This is a genomic window from Spirosoma endophyticum (genome assembly GCF_900112365.1).
GTDB classification, from domain to species: Bacteria; Bacteroidota; Bacteroidia; order Cytophagales; family Spirosomataceae; genus Spirosoma; species Spirosoma endophyticum.
Genome location: NZ_FOLQ01000002.1, coordinates 775470 through 801355, shown reverse-complemented (window position 1 = coordinate 801355; position 25886 = coordinate 775470). Strand labels below are relative to the sequence as shown.

The window sequence follows — 25886 nt, the reverse complement described above, 5'->3', positions numbered from 1 at the left end:
TCAGAATGCCAAACCAGAACATACCTCATAACATCTCCAGCCAATGCCTTCTTTCATCCGTGAAACTCCGGCAAGAGTAGGTAAAAAGTAGAACCCGCGTTAAGGTATGCGGCACTACGTTTATAGTGCTGCACAATGGGTTCTATTTTCTTGAATTGCGGAAACACCGGAGCCGTATCAGGCACGTTAAAAAATAGCAAAATCAACCCCTAATAATATTATAAATTACTCATAATCAATCTCTTATAAAGTCATATTATTTACTTAATACGGGAGCTATTCAAGGGCTAGTTATGTTATAAATCTATACGGGTAACGCGCCTTTCGGCTCAGTAGTTACCCGCTCTTCTACTCCGTTATGATGCCTGAATCAATGCCCCTTTCGTCGGTTAAACCAGCCGTTCAGTCCCTGATCAAGTCACCTCGTCTGTGGATGCCCAAGCGGGTCGTTTTTACGGCCGATGCCCTCAAAGAGCCCTATGGTCAGGCCATCTACGAGCGCATTTCAGCCCTCGACCTGCCCATTGAAATCGCCAAAAATAACCGCATCACCGGGCTGCGTGGGGCGGATGAGCGCGAGACGTACCGTATTGCCAAAAATACCTTAGCCATTGTGAACGCGCCACCGAGCGCCTTCAAACTCCAGCCCATTCCCCCTTCGGCTGACTGGCAGATGAATCTGGCCGAAGGCTGCCCGGCCCACTGCCACTACTGTTATTTAGCCGGTAGTCTGGCTGGTCCACCCGTCGTGCGGGCCTATGCGAACCTACCTAAGATGCTCGCCCAAACGGCTACCTACGAAGGTACTTACCCACCCAACCGGAGCTGGCAGGGCAATGACGCGAACCGACCAACCACCTTCGAGGTTAGCTGCTACACCGACGTACTGGGCATCGAGCACCTGACCGGTGGTCTGGCCGAGTGCATCCGATATTACGGAACGCGGCCGATGGGTCATCTGCGTTTTGTGTCCAAGTACGACTTGGTAGACAGCCTGCTCGACCTCCCCCATAACGGGCATACCCGCGCCCGCTTCAGCCTCAACGCTGACATAGTAGCCCGGCGTCTGGAGGGTGGCACGGCTTCGGTAGAGGCCCGGTTGCAGGCGCTACGAAAACTGGCTCTGCCGAAGGAGTTGGGCGGTGGTGGCTACCCGATTGGCTTGGTCATTGCGCCCATCATGCCCATTCCCGATTGGCGCGAACAGTACACAGCCCTGCTCGACCGCATCGCCGAGGTCATCGATTTCCCCAGCGACATGAACGTTGAGTTCATTAGCCACCGCTTTACGCCTGGCTCGAAAGACGTATTGTTGCAGTGGTACCCGAACACATCGCTGGAAATGGACGAAGCGACGCGTGCTGAGAAGCGCAACAAGTTCGGTGGTACTAAGTACGTGTATCGCCCCGAGGAGATGAAGGAAATGAAGGCTTTCTTTTACGCCGAGTGGCAGAAGCGTTTCCCAAACGCACCAGTACTCTACTGGACGTAAGAAGCTTATACCTTACTGCTTCATCAAGTTCACCGTTTGGAGCTGATCGTTTACGGTTGTGTGCAACAGAAGGGTACCTGCTGCCGAAGGTCGACGCGTTGTCGTTCTGAACGTCCGGCTTTCTGAATGGTCGCCTGCCCGATTGATCGACCACAGGCATCGTACAATTGCATTCCAATTGATTGATTTTCAGTTCCGCAATCTCTACCAATGCCGTTTCATTCGCTGGATTTCTCAAAACCCGTACGGACAGTTCATCACCTGCATTATCCGTGCGGGTTTTGCCCAATCACAAGCTGCCTTAATGTTGAACACAGACGTAGTGACCAACCCTGTTAACGAGCCTTGAGCAGCAACGGCTGAGCGTCGTAGGCTGGACTGACCTTGACGGGCAAGCCCGTTCAACTGCCCCTTATTACACAACTTGATCCGTTCCGGGAGCCTGAACTACAAGTGGAGTAGCTTGCTCGTTCAGTTGTCTATACCTTGTCGACTCATTGCCAGGCAACGGGTGTCTATTTCTGTTTCTGGCTGGTAATTGACGCAAAAATTAGGCAACGGCCCGATCATAATGCTTTATCTGTAAGGACAACACAATCCTAAACAAACGCAAAGAACAAGGCGTTAGACCCAGCAAATCATTATCTTAATTCAAAAGAAATTAGTGCACGTTATGAAACCCAAATCAATGAGCCTGGGCCTGATGTTGGCCCTGATTACAACAGGCGCTACGTTCGCTCAACAGAACAGCGGGAGTATGAATGCCGGTACGACCAACATGATCGGTAAGGAAACCAAGGCTAACTTCGATAGCCAGAATCAGAAAGGGGCAGCCGCTGTAAGTGCGGTCCCGGCAACTCCGGCCAAGCTCTCCAGCGCCGATCAGAACCTGATGATGGAAGTTGCGAAAGGCGGCATGATGCAACTGGAAATCAGTCGGGTGGCGGTACAAAAAGCCAGCAGCCCGGAAGTACGTCAATTTGCGCAGGCCGAAGTTGATGAGCAAACCGGCCTGTCGGCAAAATTAAAGGAGATTGCCAGTGCCAAAGGCGTTACGTTACCATCGGGACCCGACGCCGAGACGCAGGCCATGATCACTAAATTACAGGGCGCTTCCGGCGCATCGCTGGACAAAATGTACATGGATGAAAGCGGAGTAAAAGGCCATCAAAAACTCGACAAAGTGATGTCAACGGTTGAGTCGACGGCATCGGATGCCAGCTTGAAAGGAATCGGCAAAGCCGCCCATCCGCTCGTAAAAACACATTTGAAAGTAGCCCAGCAGATTGAGGGTAAGATGTAAATCAAGCTGAAGTAAATTAGCCACGCGGCATTTATATTTTCCTTTTCGAAGGCATAATTTATTGAGCAAAAACAGGTCATTTCGTTACGAAATGGCCTGTTTTTTTAGGATCTCCGCAAGGCTGCGCTTCCCTTTACCTCACTATAGCCGGGCCTTTCCAACCACCCAAGCCGACGAGCGGTTAGTCAGTTAAACTGTAAAGGCATGGAAAGTAAAGCAAAACTGGCTGCGCATCCGGCTCATCCAATTCTCATTGTTTTTCCGATGGGTCTGCTGGCGACTTCCGTCATCTTCGATGGGGCGTATTTACTAAATGACAACCCGGATATGATTCGGGTGGCTTACTGGATGATTACAGCTGGACTTATTGTCGGTATGGTAGCTGCGGTTCCCGGCTGGATTGACTGGTTGGCGATCCCGGCCTCTACACGCGCCAAACGGATCGGTCTGATTCATGGGGCAGGCAACGTAGTGGTGTTGCTGCTTTATAGACCCCACCAGGCATGAGTCAGTCAAAACCACTCAACCAGACGGCCAAATACCAGAACTGGCATCGCCATCTGGAAGCAAACCAGCTTACCATCAACGGCATAGATCCGCGCCCTTTGTTTTCGGCTACGGCTACCCGTGATAAAGCCCTTTATTTCTTTTCCTATGAACAGTGGATGGCTTTAGCCGATACTAAAGCACTGGACGGTAAGTCGACGGGCAAGGAAGGCGAGAATGAGCATACACAGTTGCACATTGCTACGTTTCCGGAAGCGCAGGAGCGGATGCTAACCTGCATGGCATCCTGGCTCATTTGCTGTATCTGAAACAGGTGGGCGATTAGGGGTTGATGGGCCAATTATAAGAAACGCACTACACAAACGACTACATAACGGTATGAAAAAAGGATGGATTATTGCCTTAACACTTTTGCTGATTGGTATTGCTGGCGCCTATATCTGGTATAGCCGACTAAAGAATAACGCCGAGGCCGAAGGGGGTGCCTACGACAATACCCTCAAACCCCGCGTGGAGATGAGCACAATGGAGATTACCGATATTGATGACGATCGGATCAAAATGAATGTGAAGATGCTCATCGACAACCCTTTACCAGTCGGTTTTAAAGCCCGGCGGCTGTCCTATACGATTTTGATGGCTAATACGCCCATCATCGAAGATAGCTATGAAAAGCCAATTGAGGTAAAATCAGGCGATAGTACGTTCGTAACTCTACCGATGGTCGTGCTCAATAAAAAGCTTATGCAGGTGCTAAAGACGTTAGACAAAAAAGACATCGACAGCACGACCTATACCGTCCGGAGCCGCTTTGACCTGGACATACCAATTCTGGGTGAGCGTACCTTTCATCCAACCATTACGCGTCGGCTGCCGACCTTTTACCTGCCAAAGATCAAAATTGAAGATATTGATTTTGGCAAACTGGGGTTGAAACGTACGGATGTTGCCGCGAAAGTGTCCATCACTAACCAGAACAAGTTTCCCTTTAATTTTACCGATACGCACTACACAGTGTCAATCGACGGAAAAGAAATCGCGGAAGGTGATCAGCCCGAGCCGATTTTAATTAAAAAGCAGGCAACGACGCCCGTCGTATTTCCCGTTACGATGAAACCCGGCCAGACGCTGGGGTTATTGCCCAAGATGTTGTTTGACAAAAAGGACACGCCTTTTCTGGTCACACTCCGGTGTAAACTGATCGACAAGGATGGGAACCTGGCGTTCAAAAATAGCAAGATGCATACTGTAATCCGGGGTACACTGGCCGACTTCAAGAAAGATTAAATCCGGATCAGCATGCAGCCCGCGGGTCAATCACTGAATAAGCTTCTGCCAGGCTCATTCAGTGATTGACCCGCGGGCTGCATGTATTTCCTTCGTAACCAGCCGTTCAGGCCCGGAAACAGCACCCGTTCCTTGATGTTCGCCTGATCCAGCTTATCCCGTATCTCCCATTTTAGCTCTTCGGCAATCATAATCTTTCGGTACATATCGGGCCGCTGTTCCATCCAGCTTTTCATGCAGCCGTTTCGGGATTGGCCGAAAAACAAACCGGGTTGCGCGAAGGGACCTGCCCGAAGACGGTATATCGCACAACCTGTGTTGTTTTGTGAACGTTTGTACTAAAAACACCTGCATTCCAGGGTTTACTGGTTGCGATTTGATTTGCTGGCACTACCAGTAGTACCAGTCGAACCACCATTGGTCGGAACGCCAGCAGCCTGTTGATTGACTTTCTTGCCCTTCCCCTTACTACCCTGACCGGACGTAGTGCCAGTAGACTGGCCACCAGTACCGGCACTGCCAGCGCCTGATTGAGACCGGGTTGATCCCGAGCCCATCGATGAGCCATTTTTTTGCCCGGATGTGGCCGCTTGGCCGCTTTGTCGGGAGGTGGAACTGGATACCCCTTCAGCCGTTGGTGTCGGTCGTCGGTCGGGCTGGTTACCACCCGATTGAGCCCACGCGCTCACGGAAGTCATCATTACCAGCAGGGCAACCGTCATTAGGATCGCTTTCATACGTTGGTTTAGTTTATGCATTGTTCGCACGTAGTAAACTGACCGTCTGGTTCAGCAAAGCCCTTTTATTCAGGGAAGTGAGGTAATGGGGAGCAGTCAGCCGGTCGATTCGTATTTATTTTTCGTAAGTAGGCTTGCGCTGAGTCAATAAACCGGCCCCTAATTCGAGTAAACCGAACGTAACGTGTGGCCAGCTAATCCGTTTGGCAAAACCCAGTAGCCAGGGAGAAGCTGCGACGAATACACCCGTCATCGTATCGACGGTCAGGTGCGTAGCCATCGGTATTCGTTTGGCGAGTCCGGCTTCGTAGTCTGTCAGTGCCGAAAGCCCTAATACGGCGACACCCGTGCCGACAGCCACCCGGCGGGCTGCATCATTGCGGGCGAAGCCAAGCAACCAGGGCGACGCGATAAATAAGGCCCCGGTCGTGTAATCGAGCAGGCCATGGACTTTGGTTGGAATTGGTTTCATAACGTAATGGATGTATTCACCTTACTAAGTTTACTATGGCAACTTCGGAAAATCCAGCACACAAAGAAGGTCCCGTAGCTAAAGCAATTGAAAAACAAACCGCTAAACTTCCCTCAGATCTATTTTTGTGGGCTGCCCTGGCTTCTATGGGCGTTTCGGCCTATTTACAGACTACCAGCAACCCCAAAAAAAGTTTATTCATAGGCCAATGGGCAGCGCCTTTCCTGCTACTGGGCTTATACGATAAACTGGTTAAGGTAGAGGAGAGCGATTAGTGTCAACCTGTTATCAACAGAGGATCGATTACCAGTTGCTGCTCTAAAACAGCCAACGATCAGTCCAGTTAAAAGTCGCATCTGCGTCGTAGGTGCGGCTTTTAACTGGATTGATCGTTCTGAAATAAGATTAATTATAACTATCTGGCCAATAAGTTGTTGAACTTTAGTACACTCTCCCTTCGTGTTATGAAAAGCAATGATAGTTATCAGGAAAATAAAGCAAACTTCAGGCAAGCCAAAATACTGGTCATTGACGATAATAATGACCAGTGGCTGCTGATTCAAAAAGCTATGCAGGAGGTTCTTCCGGAGGTGACCGTCGTCTGGGTTTCTGAAACCACTCAAGCTCTGCTTTTACTGGAGGAATGGCAAACCCAGGAATGGGAAATTCCGAAAATGATACTACTGGACCTATACATGCCGGAGAATAGCGACGGCTGGAATCTTCTCCAGCAAATCAAACGAATGCCTTCTCCATGCGATCGAATTCCAATTGTCATGCTGAGTGCATCCATCAATAAGACCGACATTAGGACAGCCTACGAATTGGGCGTTTCTTCCTACCTGATAAAACCCATTGATTTTCAGGACTGGATCGCCTATTTTCAGGAATTGCGTACCTACTGGTGGGAAACCGTTACGTTACCCCCTTTACAATACAAGCTCTGATTAAAAAGTCACACACGACGAACGGTCAGGCTTCTATTGAAGCCTGATCTAAAGAGCAGACAAACAAATCTCTGACTATCATTCAATGGTCTTTTTTGAGGTTGTTTAACCTGGTGCCATTTCGCTCACGGCTCTCTTTTGCTTGCTTATGCATATATCGACTATTGTTTAATAGCCTTTCATAGTGATCATTTATGTGAATACGTACCGATTCCTTGGGACACGCGGCAATTCGTGCCTGCTGAATGTTAAGGAGTGACATCATTTTCTCTAAATAACTGATCATGTTATCGTAGTAAACCTCCATCTGGACGTGCCAATCTTTCATCCGCTGTTTGACAGGCGGTTTGTTGGGAACAGGCAGAGGGGACAAAATCCGTTGCCATTGCTGTTGTAACGCGCGAATGTGCTCTTGAATCGGTTGGCCATCAAACGCTTCAAGAGGTACGTCCATGCGACTTGTTTCATCGATAATTACCGCTTCCTCTAAGATCCAGCGATCAGCAACCAACTGAGTCAATAGCTCAAAAGCCGACTCATAATCGGTAATTGGGTAACCAACATGCATACATTGGATTCCCTCACTGGTTCCACTAAAAAAAAGTATCATAGCGACAATTATTAGTCCTGATTACCAACAGAGCAATAGGTATACGTAAAGCAAAGCAGGGCGATCGTGAAAGACAGGGCTTAACCAAAGGTTGTAACTGTAGCCTTAATTTCCCTCATCGTTCGACTACTTTACAACCGACTCCCAGCCTCGTTAATCTACGGTTCCCAAATATAGTATTTACTCAAATAAATTAACAAAATTCATACATAGATTATGCAATAGTTTAATAGAATTAAATCCTTCTAAAAAACAAGTTACCTTTTAATCAATAAAGGCAAACTTTAACCATGAATTTTAGAAAATCAACTACCTGCGACTGGTAGAACCAGACTTGGTTACCTTTAAACTTTCCGGCTTTAATTACCCATAATATGGCTGACTCACAGCTAATTAATCCCTATAAAACGTCAGTCTAAAAACTAAATCCCTGTAAACTATTCTTCTTGATTCGTGGTCGTTTTGGTCTAGGTATTGGCTCAGCTTTAGCAGGTGTTTCAGGCGTGATTGAGGGGTCAGGCTTGGATGGAGGAGGTGGCGTTTGGTTCATGCTTTTCATGGGTTGACAGTTGTTGTAATCTGGAAAAATTAATGAATCAAATTTATAGGTAATGCTTTGGTGAATATGCTGCGTCAGTCTGTTTATTCAGTCCCCTGGGGGGCCGCTCGTATTTCATTTAGTATACGTACTGAATTCATTTAACAAAGGCGCTCAACTTCTTTATGTCGCTTCTCCTCATACACTATACGTTATCAGAAGGCTGGCTTTCATCAATGAACCGATGACTGTTCAACTAAGTTAAAAATGTATTTTAACAAGTTAGGCAACGCGCCCTGGTTAGACATTCAGGTGGACATATACGCGTATGAGGTCTATAAGCGAGCTTTCCGGAGTAATGAAAAAACTTTTCTAATAAAAAAATATAATTCTACTACTATTCTTATACGTATTCAGCCTGACGCCAGCGCGAAATCTGCCAGCAATACTGCGAAGCAGACTGTACTCCTTATTATAGTAGACAATGACGATTTCTGGACGATTGTCAGCCTGATGTTCAAAAGGCAGTTGCCCGCTGTTAGCTTTCACCGTGTGGTCAATGTCCAACAGGCACTGGATTACCTTGACAAGTCGATAAGGCAACCCCAGATCTTCCCTACATTGATTCGTCAAAACTTATACCTCCCTTTACTTAAGGATGGTTTAGACCTGCGAGAGGAAATACAGGCCAAATTAGCGGCTTATTCGGCCCAGCAAATTCCTATTCTGGTCATGCGTTCATTGGATAATCCCGACGATATTCGCCGGGCTTACCAGGCAGGTGCCAGCAGCTTTTACCGTAAGCCCACCGATATGCACCAATGGGATACGTATTTCGAACGGCTACGCCGGTCCTGGCTGGAATCCGTGACTTTACCTGTTACTTGGGGGCTTCAGCCTTCTGCGAAGACTGAACCGGCATGCGCACCCGGAACAAGGTCCCCCGACCAGAAATACTCTCAATTTCCAGACTAGCGCCGATTAACTCACAAAGTCGTTTTACGATCTGTAAGCCAACCCCTTCTCCCTTGTCTCGCAGGGACGCCGACGACTGATCGGCTAATAGATCGGGCGGTAGCTGATGGTCCTGACTGGGTTGGGCCATGACGGGCTGACTTTCATCGGACGACAGGACACTGGTGGGCTCAACAACGGGTTTAAGCTGCTTGTGAAATTGGTCCAGCAAACCGGCCGGTAAACCAGGCCCCGAGTCCTGAACACTGAAACCCCATCGCCAATCGTTTTCGGTGGACCAGGATACCGATATCATACCCGGACGCTCGGCACTGGATGGGGTATACTTGAGCGCATTGACCAGTAGATTCTGGGCAATCCGGTACAGTTTGAGCCGATCCATTTTGACAACCAACGAGGCTGGGCCATCGGCCCGCAAAATAAGGTTTCGTTCGGTAGCTGAAGGCTGAACACCAGTGACTAACTCCGTTAGTAATTGAGCAGCATCGAATTCTTCCACTTGAAGGGGCTCATGACCGGCTTCCAGGCGAGCCAGATCCATCAAGCCCGTCAGTAATGATTGAACGTTGGCCAGGTTGCGGTTCAACATATCGACGAACTGCTGCCTTTCCTGGGGGCTTAAGTCCTCGGTCTGCAGCAGATAAGCAGCGCCCATACTCAACCCCAGCCCACTACGCAGATCGTGGGAAGAGGTACGTAGCAAATCCCCCCGCTGTCGGGACAGGTTTTCCATTTGCTGTAATGCCTGTTCCAGACTAGCCGCCCGGTTAGCCGCTTCCAGCCGCTGGAGTTCATCGTGTTTACTGATACTGCCACCAATGGTTTCATTCATCAGCACCATAATTTGTTGCTGGGCCTGTATAATAACATCAGGGTCTACCTTAGGAAACAACTGGCGAAATAGTTTCAATTCGTCGAATAAGATGACAGACAAATGATTGAACTCTTTCAGTAAGCTGGGTAACTCCTGCGACTTTTGCCAGCGCTGTAGACCGTGCGATTGGGCCGCTACGATGGGGCTGATTTCCGGCTTATTGCCTCGTAATAGCTGCTCAAGTGAGTCGAGGATAGTCGGCATCAGGTTATTGAATTCTTCCCGGCTCAGAAATGCAATTTTCTTGAGAGCGGGGTCAGCTTCGCAGGTCGTTCGCCAGTTATTCAACAACGTCTCTCTGCGATTAAATAAATAGGCGATCAATTCATCAAGTGCCTGTTGGTGATCCGCAGCTTGAGTACCCATGACTTTTAATGTTTAGCGCGTGTAGTTTCAACGTGAATTGAGTGGAGGTTACCCCACCCCTAGCCCCGATTACGCCACTAATTCGGTGGGCGTAAACAGCACGCTACGTAAAGATTACTTTATTCAAATAACTGCCTATTAACATATCAAGGCTGTTTGCTGAGCATAATCTTGGCCGAATCCGATTTAAGGATAAAACCCTTTTCCTGCCGTTGAACAGCATAGGCCTGGTTACCGATAAGTAGACTATCCTTTTCAACCTTCCAGCGAAACGGCGTATCTTTTGATACCATACCCATTTGAACATGGTTCACTCCTTTTCCATCTTCGCCAAAATTATAGACGGCCTTCGAGGCCATGAGTTTAGCTAAGGTTGTGCTATCAAGACCGCGGGTCGAATCGATATTGTAGGTAGCCGAAAACTGCTTACTAACGAAATCCAGCTCCCGAACGCCCGTGTCGCAGGCGGCCAGCAAACCGAGCAAAAGTATCCAGCTACTTTTTGTCCTATAACTCATAAAATGGCTCTTTTTAAGGTGTTGAGTAAACAGGCAGTACGTAGCCTGACCTAAGTTGCCTTAATCAGGCTGGGCACTACGTATTGGCCAAAATCATCAATAAACCGTTCCTGTTCCAGATTAACGTTATGCAGAAAAAGCTGTTCGAATCCCAATGCAATATCTTCCTCCAACCAGGCAAGGTGCTGGCTGGTATCGGCCGAGATGCGGACCATTTTATCGACTTCCTGTAGATTAACCAGCTTGCCCAGCTCATCGAACTGCTCGGGCAGGCGCAGGTCCGTCAGCACCGAATTCGGGAAGATGTTCGCCCGCCACTGGTCATAAGCGCCCTGCCGGGCAAGTTCAGCCGTAGCGCCATACGAGAGTTGTACTTTCAAATGCATGGGTTTTCCTTCTCCCCCGCCCCGCCGGAAAGCATCTACAACCTCCCGAAGTTGTTCTGGCGGTTGCGAAATGGTCAGCAGTCCGTCGGCCCACCCCCCTACCCATTCGGCGGTTTTGCTGGTCAAAGCGGCCCCAAACAGCAGCGGTTTTTTGTCGGGATTGCTATAGAGCCTTGCTTCTTCTACGGTCACGAGGCCTTTATGCGTGACGGTCTGCCCGTCCCATAAAGCCCGGATGATATCGACACATTCTTTCAGGCGGGCATTGCGGTCAGCTTTAGCTGGCCAGGGCTGTCCGGTGATGTGCTCATTGAGCAATTGCCCGGTACCAACGGCCATCCAGAACCGATCGGGGAACATGTCGGCCAGCGTAGCAGCAGCCTGTGCAATAATAGCCGGATGATAACGCTGACCGGGGGCATTCACCACCCCGAAGGAAAGCGACGTAGCCTGCAAAGCGGCCCCCAGCCAGGACCAGGCAAAACCGCTTTCGCCCTGTCGGTTGCTCCAGGGATGAAAATGGTCAGAAGAGGAAGCGGCCGTAAAGCCTGCCTGCTGCGCCCGTTGTACATAATTGAGTAAAGTACTGGGGGTAAACTGCTCGTGAGATGCGTGATAACCAATTTTTATCTTGCTCATTGCTTGTCATATATACAGGTTGTAAATCCGGCAGTTACCGATCGTAGACAGTCGTCCATTCGCGAAGTTGTTCCTCGACAGCCGGATTAAGTTGTTCGGGCAATACCCGCCAGGTCCAGTTGCTGGCCGCTGAAGCCGGGGTATTCATCCGGGCCGATTCATCCAGTCCCAGTACGTCGGGCAAGGGCAAAATCACGGTATTCGCTACGGATGCGTAAGCCAATCGGGCCAGAACCCGGTGCACATCGTCCTCCGAAACGGAATGACCAACGTAGCGTTCCAGCTGGCGAATCTGTTCTTTTTTCGTATCCTGCCGATACCAGCCACGGCTGGTGTTGTTATCATGCGTACCGGTATAGGCAATCGAATTGGGCGTATGATGATGCAGCGTATTTACCGTTTGGGGCATGTCCTTACCAAAACCGAACTGAATTACCTTCATACCCGGCAAGCCAAACTCATCCCGCAGGGCATACACATCCGGACCAATTTTACCCAGATCTTCGGCCACGAACGGCAACTCACCCAGCTCATTCTGTATCGTCCGGAAAAAGTCAGCCCCCGGCCCTGGTTTCCATTCACCGTTTTTGGCCGTGTGTTCGTCGGCGTGGACTTCCCAGTAGCTGGCAAAAGCCCTGAAATGATCCAGACGTAGCAGATCATACCGTTCCTGGTTTTTCCGAAGTCGCCTTACCCACCAGTCATACTCCTGTTTCTGGAGTATATCCCACCGAAAAATGGGCATGCCCCACCGTTGGCCATCGGCATTGAAATAGTCGGGAGGCACACCGGCTACGTGCGTCATCGCCCCTTCTTCATCCAGCTTAAACAAATGGGGATGCGCCCATACATCCACTGAATCATAGTTCACGTAAAAAGGCAAATCACCGAATAACTGAATCCCCTGGGTATTGCAGTAGGTTTTCAGCGTTTCCCACTGGTTATCAAACACAAACTGAAACCATTGCACCTGTCGGATGGCTTCCTGCTGTTCATTTCGAAGCGTCGTTAACGCGTTGGCCTGTCGCAGCTTATAAGCTTCGGGCCACTTGTGCCAGGGCTGGTTATTGTACTGTTGTTTCAACACGGCGAACAGGGTAAAATCATCCAGCCAATACGCTTCCTGCTCACGAAACGCATTAAATTCCTCAGTCTGCCGGTCTGATTGGTTCGCTCGAAACGTTTGGTAGGCCTTTGTCAGTAGCGCTTCTTTTACTTTAGTAACGGTATCATAATCAATCTTTTGTGTGAGTGGCTGCTGATAATCGACCAAGTCTGCCGCGTCCAGGAAACCTTCCTGCACCAGCAGGGCGGGGCTGATCAACAGCGGGTTACCCGCCATGCTCGACGTCGCACTGTAGGGCGAATAGCCACAGTCGGCGGCTATTGTATTAAGCGGCAACACCTGCCAGTAGGTTTGCCTGCTCCGGCTCAAAAAATCCGCAAAAGCAAAGGCTTCCGGGCCAAAATCGCCAATGCCAAAGGGCGACGGAAGCGACGTTACCGGCATCAGGATACCGGCGCTACGTTCATGGGGTTGCTTCTCCATTTTGAGTACCGCCAACGGCAGGACGTTGAACAACTCAGCAACGGCAATCCCGTTTTCGACCTTGCCATCGCTGTTCAGCAATCGATTCTGCCATGTCTCGGGGGCTTCGATGGGCAGACTAATGCGTGTATCCTTCCAGTCGATCGAAAACACATCATCGGTTTGCTGACTGCACAATTGAGCAACGCCCAGCGGTACGGCAATTACGTACCAGACCTGCTCATACCGTCGGGCGAAAGCCAGTACATGCTTTTTATAACGTCCCTCCACTTGCAACGGAACGTAGTGACCTTTGGCAAAAAGGTCCGGATGTTTATTGCGTTCAGTCAGCAGCGTATGAATCAGCCAGAGTTTGATGCGGGCATCGTACCGATTTTCCCACAAATCAGTCCAGTCTGGCGCTGCATTGTCGGCGGTCAGCTCATCCAGTCCTTCCTGACGTAGCGCAAAATCCACAGGACGCCGATTGTCGGGGTCAACCAGACTAAGGTCCCAGCCTTCGCAGCCCTGGTAAATATCGGGCACACCCGGACAGGTGCATTTGAGCAGCACCTGTGCCAGTGAATTGATGATACCAAAATCGGCTATTCGCTGGGAAAACGCCCGAAAACTGGCCCAGAAAGGACGTTTCTTGTCCAGCAACTGGAGCGCAAACGCTTTGGTTGCGCCTTCGTAGGCTTCATTCGGTGCCCCGTAGGTTGAGTTTCGCTTGGCTTCCCGCATCGCTTTTTCGAGGTACTCCGTCAGGCGATCCGGAAAAGCGGCCTCCTCCACACTGGGCGCATTGATGTCTTCCGAGGCAGAAGCCGATGCGGTGGCGGGCATCGGGTAAGCCCCCACCAGCGTCTGATAAATAAAGTACTCGTCGTTTGAGTCAGGCGCACCTTCATCGGGCAAATCGGCATTGCCGGCATCCGTTTCTTTAAGCGGCTGATTGAGCGTTTGCCACTCCCGTACACTGGCAATCCACTCATCCGTTAGGTCGGTGAGTACATTCAGACGGCTTCGTACATCTTCGCCCCGTTTGGTATCGTGCGTCGACGTAGCGTTGAGGGCCAATGGCCAATGCACCTGACGATCAATCATTTTCTGATGAAACTCGTCGGCGGTCAGGCCAAAATAGTCGGGGGAGTCGCCCACTTCATCATGCCCGATAAAGCGGTTATAGGTGTACATGAGCGTATCTTCAACGCCCTTGGCCATCAGCGGCCCCGTAAACTGCATACAACGCTGATAGAAGCGTAACGCCCGCTCGTTGTAGTCACTCTCACCCATCTGTGGTTTCTTGAATAAGACTTCTTCGAGCACATCAACCGCAGCGGTTAGTTCTTTAGTGCTCTTCCGGATTCGGGCAAAAATGGCCTCCACGGCGGTGATTTCCGGCTGACTCAACGGCATCTGATTGCCATAGTACCGGTACACGGGACACTGAATCAGAAACTCCCCAATCGCGGCTTTCAGTTTGTCCGCCGAGACGTTCGCGAATGCCTCCTCATCAATCAGATTTAACGACTGAAAAAGTGCCACCAGATTATCCAGCTCGCCATTCATGTGCTCGTAGAGAATGTAGGCTTTCTTATCGTACAACTCCTGCCGAACCGCCATTTTCTCGCCCAGCAACGACTGGTAAAATCGGGTAAAGCTGGTCTCGCTGCTGGTTCGGGTGAAGAGGTTGTTCACCATCGACAGGTAAGCGTAGCCCGTTGCCCCCTGAACCGGCCAGAACGTAGGCAGTTCTTCGTCGTTTTGCAGAATTTTCTCGACCACGATATAGGCGTCATCGCCCGCCAGTTTGCGCAGTCGCTCCAGATACTGGCTCGGGTCGTAAAGCCCATCGATATGATCGACCCGAAGCCCCTGAAAAACCCCGGCTTCGAGCAGCGTTTTGGGCAGTTGATGAACGGCCTCAAAAACGGCGGGGTCTTGTATATTCAGGCAGATCAGGGAATTGACCGTGAAGAACCGCCGAAAATTAATCTGCTGATCGGTTTCGCCATGATAACACAATCGGTATTCCTGCTCATCAGCAATCTGATGAAGACAGGCGGTGGTTGTGTTGACGGTTTTCAGACAACGCCTGACATACGCTTTACTCTTGGCTTCCTTCATCAGTTCGGCCAGTGTTTCCAGACACGTAGCACTTAGCCGGGCGTAGGCGTCGGGCTTACGGAGTTTTCGAAGCTGGTTGATTTGATCAAGCAATGTCTGAACTGCTTCCGTAGGGCGCTGGGAATCGGCGGTCAGAATGGTCGCATACGAGCGCAGATGCAGCGGATAGGCCGTTTCAAAATAGCGGATAACGAACTTCCCATCCTGATAGGCCATCGTCAGCTCACCCTGGTCAATTACCTCCGCCAGCGGTGCTCCCAGAAACGGGACCATCAGACGCCCTTTATGCACTGGACTCGTCCAGTCTATATCAAAAAAAGAGGCATACGGTGATCGTTGGCCTTTCTCCAGCACATCCATCAGCCAGCGGTTATTGGGATGGAACGCCATATGATTGGGAACAATGTCCTGTATCCAGCGGATCCCTAGCTTCGCAAGTTGCTGACTTATAGCTTTTAGTTGCGCCAGCGTCCCGATTTCGGGATTGATCCGCTGTGGATTGACGGAATCATAGCCATGTACACTACCCGGTACGGCCTCGAAAATCGGCGAGGCATAGATCGTTCGAACGCCCAGCTTATCCAGATAGGGAATGATACGTTCGACATCACGAAAGGTAAAGTTTTGGTGAAATTGGAGCCGGTAGGTGGAAACGGGATTGTTCATGGTGTTGTGCGTAAATAATAATCGATTCGGGTTGACATAGCACAGCTTCGGAACCGGATACCGATTCAGGGGCTGAACCAGGCTGCGATTCGTCTGGCAACTGCCATTCCGGGTCCGCCGAGTCGAGTAATTTCTGCCAGGGCGTATTGGCTTCTCCGACAGTAGGAATGTATATTGTTTGAGATTGTTTGGAAAAATTCATCAGACAAAGCACCTGCTGATTCTCATACCAGCGGTGTACAATCAGGGTTTCCTGTTCCTGATGGCAGAAAACGGCCAGTTTCCGGCGGTCCAGATGATACAGCGCCGGTAGCTGCTGACGTAGCGCTATCAGGGTCTGGTAGTATCGGAGCAAGACCCGATGCGGTTCCTCTTCCAGCAGGTTCCATTGCAGTTTGGCTTGTTCATACGTCTCATCACTCTGTGGGTCAGGGACCTCCCCGCCCGAATGAAAAGCGGCAAACTCTGCCATTCGCCCCTGCTGAACGGATTCGACTAATTCGGGCTCGGAATGACTCACGAAGTAAAAAAACGGGTTGGTTTCTGCCCATTCCTCACCCATGAACAACAGCGGAATGTAGGGGCTGATCAGCACCGCTCCCGCCAGTAATTTGAGGGCCTCGTAGCTATACAGGGTACTCGACCGCTCGCCCAGCTTACGGTTGCCGACCTGATCGTGATTCTGGGAAAAGACAATAAACTGCTCTCCAGGGTTATTCCCGGCTTTCCGACCGAATACCTTCTGGCGAACTTCTGAATATTGCCCATCATAAACATAGCCATCCTGGTATGCTTTGGCCAGATGGGCAATTCCATTAAAATCGGCATAATACCCGATTTTTGCTTCCCCTATCGCAACCCGCAGGGCATGATGAAACTCATCCATCCACTGAGAATCCATCCCGTAGCCTTCATGAGACAGTGGATTAATGAAGCGAGGATCATTCAGATCACTTTCAACCAGTAAATAATGACGCCGTCCGGTAACGGCCATTAACCGATCGACGTCGGCCCGAAGCTCCTGCAGAATATGAACCGGACTAAAGTCCTTGATCGCATGAACCGCATCCAGGCGCAGGGCGTCTACGTGAAAATCCCGAAACCACATCAGCGCATTTTCAATGACGTAACGCCTGACCCCATCGCACAAGGCATCATCGAAATTGACCGCCTTCCCCCAGGGTGTACAATACTTATCCGTCAGGTATGGTCCAAACTCGCCCAGGTAATTTCCTTCGGGTCCAAAGTGATTATACACGACATCGAGTACGACGGCAATCCCTTTATAGTGGCAGGTATTAATCAGGTGTTGCAGCGCACTCGCTCCCCCATACGAGCTTTGCGCGGCATAGGTATACACCCCATCGTAACCCCAGTTACGCGAGTCCGAAAACTGAGCAATAGGCATAATTTCAATGGCATTCACGCCCAGGGCTTTCAGATAATCCAGTTTGCTTTCCAGCGACTGAAATGTGCCCTCCGGAGTGAACGTGCCCGTATGAAGTTCATAAAGCAGGTAATTTTCCAGGGGGGGATTCACCCAGCACTGATCTTCCCAGTAAAAAGAAGACGTATCAATGGCTTGTGATGGTCCATGTACGCCCTGTGGCTGGCAAAGTGAGGTTGGGTCAGGGAAATCCTGCTCACCATTCACTAGATACGTATACAGATCACCCGGCCTGAGCTGGTCCGTAGTGAGATGCCAGTACCCTGATTCGGCGCTTTTCAGGGGGATGGCGGTTGGTTGCCCATAAATTTCGTTACGCCAGGTGTTTAGCCAGCGGAGCCCACACCTCCACCTGGGCCTGATGAGCTGACGGAAAGCTTACCCCAAGCGACCGCTTGTCTACTTGATTCAACATAGTATTCGTAACGTGTATACAACAGAACCCCATTTTCGTCCCTTCGACAGAGCCGAAAGGATCATCGATGTATGCGGTAAGAACTCGTACGGGGTTAGCTGCGCTTACTGATGAGCAGGTGTAATAAGGCAACGGCCATAAAAACAGCTTATTCAGGCAATGAGTCCTCATTTCTGGACATGAGGTCCCCAGATCAGCGATCAAGTTTTTGGCCGCTGATTTAAAACGTTAATTGGATGGTTCCAATTTAGAAAGTAAGGAAGAGGGCACTACACCAGCTGATTTGATCCCCTGGCTGGCCAAATTTTCACAGGCGAAGGCTTTCTACAAGATGGCTTATCGGGATTATAGCCGTGGCTACTCTGTTCCAGCCGGTAATTGGATTACTGAGTCGCTGGATTATTTCGACGAGCCGATCAACAGTACATGCTTGAACGTAGCGTTGCGGCCTGCTCCGATCAACCCAATCTGCTGACTGGCCAGGGGCTGGACCCGACGGGTTTGAATTTTTTCATCATTGATATAAAAGTCAATGATGCCTCCCGTTTTTGTAATCTTCAATTTATTGATATTCTTATCGATAAACTGATTGAACACAAAATCTTCAGGATTGATGGGTTTCTTATCCTGTACGTACTGAACAATGAACTTAGAGAAATTATTTATCTGGAAGACGTAGTACTGATCGACTTCTCCTCCTACCATGATACCCGCGCTGGGCGGATTGTCGCCGGTACTTTCTATCGTCGACTCCAACGTAAAATCACTCCCATTCAGGTCCATCGGGGTTGTCACCAGACTGGCCGCGTCGATCTCTTTTTTTTCTGTCTGAATCTGGTAACCACCGGATGTCAGCGTAAACGTACCTGTCTTGGTTTTACCGGTTTTCCAGCCGCGCTGGTTGTCAACGAAGGTTTCACGCCAGATAATTCGTCCTTTAGCCGCTTCAGGATTGGCGGTCCTGCCTGGCGTTTTAGCCTCAAAGAGTGGTAAGGTATTGATCCGTACGGCTACACTTTTCGCGGAGACGGTTCCCTGTGCTCGTGCTGTCGACAAGCTTAGTAAGATGGCGCCTATAAAACAGGATATTTTCATAAGTTGAACTGAGACAGGGTTTGTCAAAATTTATGTCTGATGGCGACTACAGGCGTCGTTCCAACGGCCGCTATACTGACCTGCGTGCGGGGCGGAGTCCATCGACTACTCACACCGCCGGAACGCTGATTCTGCAACCCTCGCAGCAGAGTCGCCGTTACGTCAATCGCCCAGATAGCTACTGCGCCAGCGGTGCACACAATGGCCGTATGGTTGGCGTTGTTAGCTTTGGTATACGCGGCATCGGCGATACCTTGCTCGGTGAAGCGGGGCAGCGCTTTGTATTCGTTGTAATCCTTTTGCGACTGACTACGTTGCGTAAGGCCATAGATCAACAACCCTGCATACACTACGGTGACCGCTGGCCGGATGCCGATTTTATGATCAGGCTGAACGAAAATATTACCAATACCAGGCGCTAGTGCCGACAGCAGTGCATTGGCTGGCCCACCGCCTTTTTTCACCACACTCGTGTTAGAGGAGGTAGCCTGTCTGGCCGCAGCCACGCGGGCGGACGGTTCTTTCGTCGGCGCGGGGTCTACATCAAGATTCTTGGTTTCAACGGTCTTGGTTGAACCCGCGATTGTCTCCGATGCGGGCTTACTGAGTGGGGTGGATTGGACGGGGGCTACAGCGGCAGGTTCTGGATCTGTTTGTGCGATGGCGACCGGGCTACCCGCGCGCGCCCTGCCCGACGCCCCGGCTGTGGGAGCCGATTGGGGCAGTCGGCCCCGGGCTAGTTTAATTAATACCGTAACGACGACATCTTCATTGATTTTGTAAGCGTCTTTTACAATGTTCCAGTAAATGGCTTTATCGGTACCGGCACCCACCTTACGGCCCAGGTCCCCCGTAAGGCTAATCGGTGTTAGCCGACCCGATTTCAGTCCGTTTACGGCCATATAAACGGAATCTTCTGTGGCAATTCCCTGCACATCATACTGCGTAACCAGCATTCCTTCGGCGTTGAGCGAAACCCGCACGTTGCTGACACGTACCTGAGCCGAAGTGGTAAGAGAGATAAGGAAAAGAAGAGTAAAGTGAAGAGGACGCATGATAAATTTATTAGGGAGCTGTCTTAAAACTCAGGGTTCTCCCGGCACCTACCGCAGACACATTATTCACTTGCTGGGTAGCGCCGAAGGCCTGATAGTAATACGTAGTGTTGGGTTCCAGTGGAGTGGCATAGTTGACTGGATCGGTGCTTCTGTCCGTGGTCGTGAACGTATATTCCTGAAGGGCCGGGTTGGTCTGCTGAATAAACATGATCTTATCCTTTCCCGGATCAAGCACCGGGGTCTTTCCATACACCACACCAACCCGGTACAGGGGCGTAGTGAATGACTGGAGCGTCATTTTCAGTACGGCGCTGGTTTTGGTAATCGACAAACTGGCGCCCGTTAAGACCACTGGCGCTACAGCCACAGTCGCTGCCGCCCCCGTTTTAAAGCTGCTTACGGCGCCGGTGGCTGACTTTTCTGTGCCGGGAACATTATTCACCTGCTGAGTAACGCCAAACGCCTGGTAGTAATACGTCGTGTTGGCTTCTAAAGGCGTAGCGTAATTAATCGGGTCGGTGTCCTTATTGGTCGTCGTGAACGAATACTCCTGAAGCGCGGGATTGGTCTGCTGAATAAACATGATCTTATCCTTCGCCGGATCGAGCGTGGCGGTCTTTCCGTATACTATGCCAATCCGGTATAAAGGGGGCGTATACGACTGAAGCGTCATTTTCAGTACGGCGCTGTTGCTGGTGATCGATTCGGAGCCACCCGTCACGACCACCGGCGCAACGGCCGCCAGGGGAGCTGTCTTGAAACTGCTTACGGCGCCTGTGGCTGACTTCTCCGTACCAGGAACATTATTCACCTGCTGGGTAACCCCGAACGCCTGGTAGTAATACGTAGTGTTGGGCTCCAGCGGAGTAGCATAATTGACGGGGTCGGTATCTTTACTAGTGGTTGTGAACGAATACTCCTGAAGGGCAGGGTTCGTCTGCTGAATGAACATGATCTTGTCCTTCGCGGGATCGAGCGTAGCGGTCTTGCCATACACCACGCCAATTCGGTACAAGGGGGGCGTATAGGATTGAAGCGTCATTTTCAGCACGGCACTGGTCGTGGTGATTGACGCCGAGCCCCCCGTCACGACCACCGGTGCAACAGCGACTGGCTGCGTAGTCGTGAAGCTTTTGGGAGCCCCGTATTGCGGGTCCGTTTTATCGGTTTTACAGTAAGCCCGAACGTAGTAAACTTTCCCAGACCCCAGCCCACCCTGAACAACCGCAAAAGGCGTGTTGACGACCGCGTTTATGGTTCGTGTCGTATCGATCCGCCGGAGGTTATCGGCAATCGTCGGTACGGATTTGGTGTCCGAATAACAGTAACCAAACTCTGTTATGGTCATGCTACGTCCCAGGCTCGTAAAACGTATACCCAGTGTGGCCTTATTCGTCGAGATACTGGCCGGGTCCAGGGTTTCGACCTGGGGCGGTATTTGCTGATCGACGGTAATGGATTGAGAAACGTCAAACTGATCGCCACAGCGGTTGGTAAGGGTCAGTTTAACGGTGTATGTGCCCGCGGCCGTGTAACTATGAACAACGGTCTCGCCTGTTTGAACCGCCGTTTTGTCACCAGCATCCCAGGAAGCGGTTTCAACATCGCCCGCTTTGTCAGACAAACTCAACGTAACACTTAGCTGATTGGTGGTCACCAGTATGGCAGCCGAAGGCTTTGCACAGGGCTGGTCGAAAGCCCCCTTATCAAGATTCCACTGGCAACCTGTCAGAAACAGTAAGCCGAGTATATATAGGTAGCTGTGTGTATCTCTGACCATGGTGCAACGAAAACTGTACGCTAATTTTTCCAGACTAGCTTTACTCATATAAGGGTAAACCATTGGGTTCTAATTAAATGGTTAAATTTAGAGAGTTATGCAGTAGACCGCTAACCGTTAAATAAATGCGGAATCAAATACTTCCGCTTAATTGAAAATCCCTGTACCGTCGGAAGGGGAATGCTATTTTTGGTATATCAAGCCCGCTCAACGATAAACCGCCTTCTTATGCATCGACTTTTCACCTGGCTGTTCCTGTTTTTTTGTGGGTCTGGTTATGCAACCGGACAGACACTCCACGCGCTTATCCTGGCAGATACCAACGATGATTTTATTGGCTCAGGGTGTGCGGCAGACATCCGCACCATGCAGGCGCAGATTAACACGATTGGTGCGGCCATTCAGTATACGGTTCACCTGACGATTCTACAGGATAATCAATTCAGTCAGGCCGCGCTGACGACGTATCTACAAGCGTTGAAGCCCGGACCCGATGACGTAGTACTGACCTACTATACGGGGCATGGCTACACCACCACCGACCGCTTGAGCAATTGGCCGCTGTTAAAAATGAGCGGCCCGACGTTAGCGCTCGATCAGCTCCACGCTCAATTAAGTAGTAAGCAGGCCCGCTTCTGTCTGACCATTGGCGATTGCTGCAATAACATCGCCCGTCCCCGATCAGTCCTGGTCAGAAATCTGGTGGTCGAAGACCAGAAAACGATCGTGTCGCAATATGGAGCCCTATTCCAGCAGGCACGGGGTGACGTATTGGTCGCCAGTTGTAGCCGGGGGGAGTGTTCCTATGCCGATGCCACCGACGGCAGCTACTACACCCAGGCGTTTAAGACCGCCCTCGACTGTGCCGTCCATTACAATAATACGGCTAACTGGCGTGAAGTGCTGGCCGACGCCCAAAACCGGGTCATGACATTCGTTGGGCCACGCGGCCGTCAGACACCCTTGTACCAGCTCAACCTGATTGCGACAGAGCCGACGGCAACCACGACGGCATCACAGGCTACCACAGCAATCGCTCCGGTGAATCAGCCGGTCCGGCCAGCGATGCAGCCAATGAGTTCTGCGGCAAAGCCCCCACCGCTCGCCATCGACGTTATCAATCACTACCTGAACGATCTGGCCGATGAACAGGTGCCAGCGACCACCCGGCTCAAGCGACTCCAGGAGGCTTATCGGTACTTCGATCCTCAGGCGCGCGTGACAATTTATATCGATCAGACACTTGTCGACGTGCAGCCCATTTCGCAGGTAATCGAGCGATTATGCATTAATGCAAACCGTATACGAACAATTAATCTGATCGAGAACCGATCTCAGCGTAATTCGGATGAAAGTCGGTACGCGGTCGTCACCATTCAGGAAATCTGGAATTAATACCCACTCAGCCATGCTTCGCTTTGCCTTAGTCCTGTTTTATAGTAGCCTGTTTTCCGGAAGTTTAGTCGGCTGGGCGCAGGTACGTACCAAAAATCTAGAGGTTGTCGATGAGAAAACAACGTTGAGCAACGCGGAATTGGCTTCATTCAAAATGCTGGCCAGCCAGAAAGTCAATGAACTCGAAAATTATATCAGCACCGTAGGCGATAAAGAACAGAACGAAACGCTACGTGATCTGGCCATTAAAAACGCGGAGAAACTATTTATCGATACGGCTACCATTGAAGTCTCCAGGGTCGTGAATGGTAAGGTCGTTCGCGTAACGCGCCTGCCTGTACGCCAGTACTTTTTCCGGCTCAAGGCCCTGCCCTACAAGAAGGTAAATATCACCTATTATGATGTGGCTTACATTCGGGATTATCAGAAAAGCGCGAATGGCAACTACGTAGCACAAGCCACGATCTTTCAGCAGTTTGAAGGATTGGATGCCAAAGGTCGACTCCGGTATAAGGACAAACAGGCCAAAAACGTGACGGTGCTGTTAACCGACCTGATGGATGAATTCTATGCCAATCACCGCTGGACACTTCGCCTGGGCGACATCCGGCTGGCCGAAACCAAGTAAGATTAGTATCTCACAAATGGACAAGGAAGTACATGCCATGAATCGCCTGTTTTACATGATCCTACCTGCTTTAGCGCTCTTTAATGAAGCCTGCCATCGACCGGCCCAGGTAGCAACCGACCCACGGAGTCTGGACATTTATAAAAAGGTACAGCTGGTGGTCAGTTCGGCCAATCGGCTGAGCGGGAAAGCGGGAAAGCGGCCGCCGGTAGAGACCACGGTAGGCCAGTGGAAATCGCTATTCTCTGAATCGGGCTACATTGTCGTCATACCGCGTAAGGGCGAACAGGTAAAATTAAGTCTGGACGATTTCGCCCAGCGTTGCCAGACCCAACGGCACCACTACGCATTTGACCGTACGACGCTGAACCATTACAGTAATTTCGAACAGGGTGTTGATAAAAAGTTCTTTGCCGACAACCAGGTGTACCACGATGTGAGGGACTTCACCTTCAAGGGCGAGCCTATTGCCAGCCGCGAGTCATTTGTTAAACAACCCTTCGCTGCGAAACCCGCAGACGACTTCTGGCAGATTTATATCCTGGCTGTCCAGGAACGCTAACATCCAAAAAGCTATGAAAATCAATCCGTTGTTGCTCCTAAGCCTGTTGTTGCTAACGTACTGCCTGCACGCCCAGCCCCGAGGGAGCGGGCTTGATTACGACCCAAAAAAGGTAACGAAACAAGCGTCGAAACCTTTGCTCATTAAAGGGGATTATGCCAATCTGCCCGCCAGCGTCTCGTTCGAACAGTACGCACCCACCACCGGCGACCAGGGCGCTTACATGACGGGGGTAGCCTTTGCCACCAGCTACCATATGCGCACCATGATAGCCGCGATTCAGGGCGGCATCACTAATACCCAGCAGATTACCCAGATGGTGTTTTCGCCTTCCTACATTTATGAGCAGTTGAAGTACGAAAGTGGGATGGACTGCAAAAGTAAGATCAACGCGTTTGATGCGCTCGATCTGGTCAAGGAAAAGGGCGTTGCTACGTTGAAAACGGTGCCGTATCAATGTGGGATCAAAATCTCTACCAACGCCGACGACGAGGCTGCCAACTACCGGATTGCCGATTACCAGACCTTGTTCAAGGCGGATGAAACGAACGCCTATGTTAAAATTCAAACGGTCAAGAAAGCACTCTCCGAGGGGTTTCCGGTGCTGATGGCCGCCTATTGTCCGCCTTCTTTTTATAACCTTGGGAAGAAGGGCGTTTGGGAACCCGCTCCTGCCGAAAAGCCTGCCGACAGCATGGACAAAAATATGATGGTGGTAGTGGGCTACGATGACAAAAAATTGAAAGATGGGGCATTCCGGGTGCTGAACAGTTGGGGCAGCAAATGGGGCGACCGGGGGTTCTGCTGGGTTAAATACGCCGACTGGGCGAACTACGTCCTGTTTGCGATTCAGGTGTATCCAACACCCAAAGGCCAGTCTGCGGCTGCCACCGAAAGCACTGTCGAACCGGTTGGACCCGTAGCGTTACAAGGCAAAGTATCCTTTCAAACGATCGACAATATGGTCATGCCAGCGGGTCGGCTCCTGCTCCGTAACCTGGAGGTTGATAATGGGGGAACAAAAAAGGCCGAACCCTCTCCCAGCCCGGCCCCTGGGGAGGATCTAGTGGCCTACCGCATGAAAAATGCGTATTCGTCGGGGACGCGATTCCGGATGCTGGTCAATAACGCCTTTCCGGCCTATGTATATGCCTTTGCCACCGATCTAAGCGGAGAAGTACATAAGATTCTGCCTGCCAGCGACGATGTCAGTCCGCTATTGGGGAAAAATAATACGGTGGCGTTCCCCTCCGAAAGCGGAGCGATTCGGATGGATAATAACCCCGGCAAAGATTATCTGTTAATTTTATATTCACAGAAACCGCTCGACGCCAGCACGTTACTGGCTAAGATGAGTCAGACCAGCGGTGGGCTAAGCGCTAAAATCCGGGCAGCTCTCGGCAACGAGCTAATGCCCGCCAGATATATCAGCTATACACCCGACGACGTGGGTTTTGCCGTCAATGCCCAGGCTAAGGGGAGCGTAGTGCCGCTCATGGTTGAAATTACGCATCGATAACCAACAAATTGT

At 50.7% G+C, this 25886-nt stretch carries 25 protein-coding genes; 12 read left to right on the top strand and 13 right to left on the bottom strand.

Annotation, left to right across the window (positions count from 1 at the left end; genetic code table 11):
- Window positions 1-358 precede the first annotated feature (358 nt).
- Window positions 359-1492, top strand: a complete 1134-nt coding sequence (locus tag BM202_RS08300; RefSeq protein ID WP_245776569.1) for a spore photoproduct lyase family protein — start codon at window positions 359-361, stop codon at window positions 1490-1492.
- A 50-nt stretch (window positions 1493-1542) separates the two neighbouring features.
- Here the strand turns inward: BM202_RS08300 and BM202_RS38710 are convergent, their stop codons facing one another.
- Window positions 1543-1665, bottom strand: a complete 123-nt coding sequence (locus BM202_RS38710) for a hypothetical protein (protein ID WP_262507668.1) — start codon at window positions 1663-1665, stop codon at window positions 1543-1545.
- 500 nt (window positions 1666-2165) lie between these two features.
- On the opposite strand from BM202_RS38710, the gene BM202_RS08295 reads away from it, so the two are divergent.
- From BM202_RS08295 to BM202_RS08280, 4 genes are all read left to right on the top strand, one after another.
- On the top strand, window positions 2166-2795 hold the full coding sequence (locus BM202_RS08295; RefSeq protein ID WP_093824826.1) for a DUF4142 domain-containing protein: 630 nt from the start codon (window positions 2166-2168) through the stop codon (window positions 2793-2795).
- Between the two features lie 204 nt (window positions 2796-2999).
- Entirely contained in the window at window positions 3000-3302 is a 303-nt protein-coding gene (locus tag BM202_RS08290) for a DUF2231 domain-containing protein (protein WP_245776568.1), read from the top strand.
- A complete protein-coding gene (locus BM202_RS08285) occupies window positions 3299-3610 on the top strand; it encodes a hypothetical protein (RefSeq protein ID WP_245776567.1) in 312 nt (103 codons plus the stop codon). The genes BM202_RS08290 and BM202_RS08285 overlap by 4 nt, the downstream gene beginning before the upstream one ends.
- A gap of 70 nt (window positions 3611-3680) precedes the next feature.
- Window positions 3681-4589, top strand: coding sequence for an LEA/WHy family protein (locus BM202_RS08280; protein ID WP_093824824.1), 909 nt, complete (start codon window positions 3681-3683; stop codon window positions 4587-4589).
- A 26-nt stretch (window positions 4590-4615) separates the two neighbouring features.
- Here BM202_RS08280 and BM202_RS08275 read toward each other — a convergent pair whose 3' ends face one another.
- The 3 genes from BM202_RS08275 to BM202_RS08265 form a co-directional block, all read right to left on the bottom strand.
- Window positions 4616-4825 (bottom strand): hypothetical protein, encoded by a 210-nt coding sequence (locus BM202_RS08275; RefSeq protein ID WP_245776566.1) that lies wholly within the window; start codon window positions 4823-4825, stop codon window positions 4616-4618.
- A 126-nt stretch (window positions 4826-4951) separates the two neighbouring features.
- Complete coding sequence (locus tag BM202_RS08270) at window positions 4952-5326, bottom strand: hypothetical protein (protein WP_093824822.1); 375 nt, start codon at window positions 5324-5326, stop codon at window positions 4952-4954.
- Window positions 5327-5441: 115 nt separating this feature from the next.
- The gene (locus tag BM202_RS08265) at window positions 5442-5798 is read right to left on the bottom strand and encodes an SPW repeat domain-containing protein (protein WP_177236534.1); all 357 of its coding nucleotides are present in this window, start codon (window positions 5796-5798) and stop codon (window positions 5442-5444) included.
- Window positions 5799-5833: 35 nt separating this feature from the next.
- Between BM202_RS08265 and BM202_RS08260 the strand changes: the two genes are divergently transcribed.
- Both BM202_RS08260 and BM202_RS08255 read left to right on the top strand, forming a co-directional pair.
- Window positions 5834-6073, top strand: a complete 240-nt coding sequence (locus BM202_RS08260; RefSeq protein ID WP_093824819.1) for a hypothetical protein — start codon at window positions 5834-5836, stop codon at window positions 6071-6073.
- Window positions 6074-6262: 189 nt separating this feature from the next.
- Window positions 6263-6745 (top strand): response regulator, encoded by a 483-nt coding sequence (locus tag BM202_RS08255; protein WP_093824817.1) that lies wholly within the window; start codon window positions 6263-6265, stop codon window positions 6743-6745.
- Between the two features lie 82 nt (window positions 6746-6827).
- Here the strand turns inward: BM202_RS08255 and BM202_RS08250 are convergent, their stop codons facing one another.
- On the bottom strand, window positions 6828-7355 hold the full coding sequence (locus BM202_RS08250; RefSeq protein WP_093824815.1) for a hypothetical protein: 528 nt from the start codon (window positions 7353-7355) through the stop codon (window positions 6828-6830).
- A gap of 805 nt (window positions 7356-8160) precedes the next feature.
- Between BM202_RS08250 and BM202_RS36605 the strand changes: the two genes are divergently transcribed.
- The gene (locus BM202_RS36605; protein WP_143100658.1) at window positions 8161-8868 is read left to right on the top strand and encodes a response regulator; all 708 of its coding nucleotides are present in this window, start codon (window positions 8161-8163) and stop codon (window positions 8866-8868) included.
- Here the strand turns inward: BM202_RS36605 and BM202_RS08240 are convergent.
- The 8 genes from BM202_RS08240 to BM202_RS08205 all read right to left on the bottom strand — a co-directional run bounded on the left by BM202_RS08240 (window position 8774) and on the right by BM202_RS08205 (window position 21770).
- Window positions 8774-10108: a sensor histidine kinase gene (locus BM202_RS08240; RefSeq protein WP_093824811.1), complete on the bottom strand. Its 1335-nt coding sequence runs from the start codon at window positions 10106-10108 to the stop codon at window positions 8774-8776. The two genes, BM202_RS36605 and BM202_RS08240, sit on opposite strands and share 95 nt — an antisense overlap.
- Before the next feature lie 146 nt (window positions 10109-10254).
- Complete coding sequence (locus BM202_RS08235) at window positions 10255-10626, bottom strand: hypothetical protein (RefSeq protein WP_093824809.1); 372 nt, start codon at window positions 10624-10626, stop codon at window positions 10255-10257.
- Window positions 10627-10676: 50 nt separating this feature from the next.
- A complete protein-coding gene (locus BM202_RS08230; protein ID WP_093824807.1) occupies window positions 10677-11651 on the bottom strand; it encodes a TIGR03885 family FMN-dependent LLM class oxidoreductase in 975 nt (324 codons plus the stop codon).
- A gap of 34 nt (window positions 11652-11685) precedes the next feature.
- A complete protein-coding gene (treY, locus tag BM202_RS08225; protein WP_093824805.1) occupies window positions 11686-15975 on the bottom strand; it encodes a malto-oligosyltrehalose synthase in 4290 nt (1429 codons plus the stop codon).
- On the bottom strand, window positions 15917-17704 hold the full coding sequence (treZ, locus tag BM202_RS08220; RefSeq protein WP_317039687.1) for a malto-oligosyltrehalose trehalohydrolase: 1788 nt from the start codon (window positions 17702-17704) through the stop codon (window positions 15917-15919). Before treZ ends, treY begins: the two co-directional genes overlap by 59 nt.
- Window positions 17705-18236: 532 nt before the next feature.
- On the bottom strand, window positions 18237-18932 hold the full coding sequence (locus tag BM202_RS08215) for a hypothetical protein (RefSeq protein ID WP_093824803.1): 696 nt from the start codon (window positions 18930-18932) through the stop codon (window positions 18237-18239).
- A gap of 23 nt (window positions 18933-18955) precedes the next feature.
- Window positions 18956-19987 carry a hypothetical protein gene (locus BM202_RS08210; RefSeq protein ID WP_143100657.1) on the bottom strand — a complete coding sequence of 344 codons (1032 nt, stop codon included), beginning with the start codon at window positions 19985-19987 and terminating at the stop codon, window positions 18956-18958.
- Window positions 19988-19997: 10 nt separating this feature from the next.
- Complete coding sequence (locus BM202_RS08205) at window positions 19998-21770, bottom strand: PKD domain-containing protein (RefSeq protein ID WP_177236533.1); 1773 nt, start codon at window positions 21768-21770, stop codon at window positions 19998-20000.
- Between the two features lie 228 nt (window positions 21771-21998).
- Here BM202_RS08205 and BM202_RS08200 point away from each other — a divergent pair, with 228 nt between their 5' ends.
- From BM202_RS08200 to BM202_RS08185, 4 genes are read left to right on the top strand one after another with little or no spacing between them, the layout of a single operon-like run.
- Complete coding sequence (locus BM202_RS08200; protein WP_177236532.1) at window positions 21999-23165, top strand: caspase family protein; 1167 nt, start codon at window positions 21999-22001, stop codon at window positions 23163-23165.
- 13 nt (window positions 23166-23178) lie between these two features.
- A complete protein-coding gene (locus tag BM202_RS08195; RefSeq protein ID WP_093824795.1) occupies window positions 23179-23793 on the top strand; it encodes a hypothetical protein in 615 nt (204 codons plus the stop codon).
- Between the two features lie 16 nt (window positions 23794-23809).
- Window positions 23810-24355 carry a hypothetical protein gene (locus tag BM202_RS08190; protein WP_093824793.1) on the top strand — a complete coding sequence of 182 codons (546 nt, stop codon included), beginning with the start codon at window positions 23810-23812 and terminating at the stop codon, window positions 24353-24355.
- A gap of 13 nt (window positions 24356-24368) precedes the next feature.
- The gene (locus BM202_RS08185; protein WP_093824791.1) at window positions 24369-25874 is read left to right on the top strand and encodes a C1 family peptidase; all 1506 of its coding nucleotides are present in this window, start codon (window positions 24369-24371) and stop codon (window positions 25872-25874) included.
- Window positions 25875-25886 lie beyond the last annotated feature (12 nt).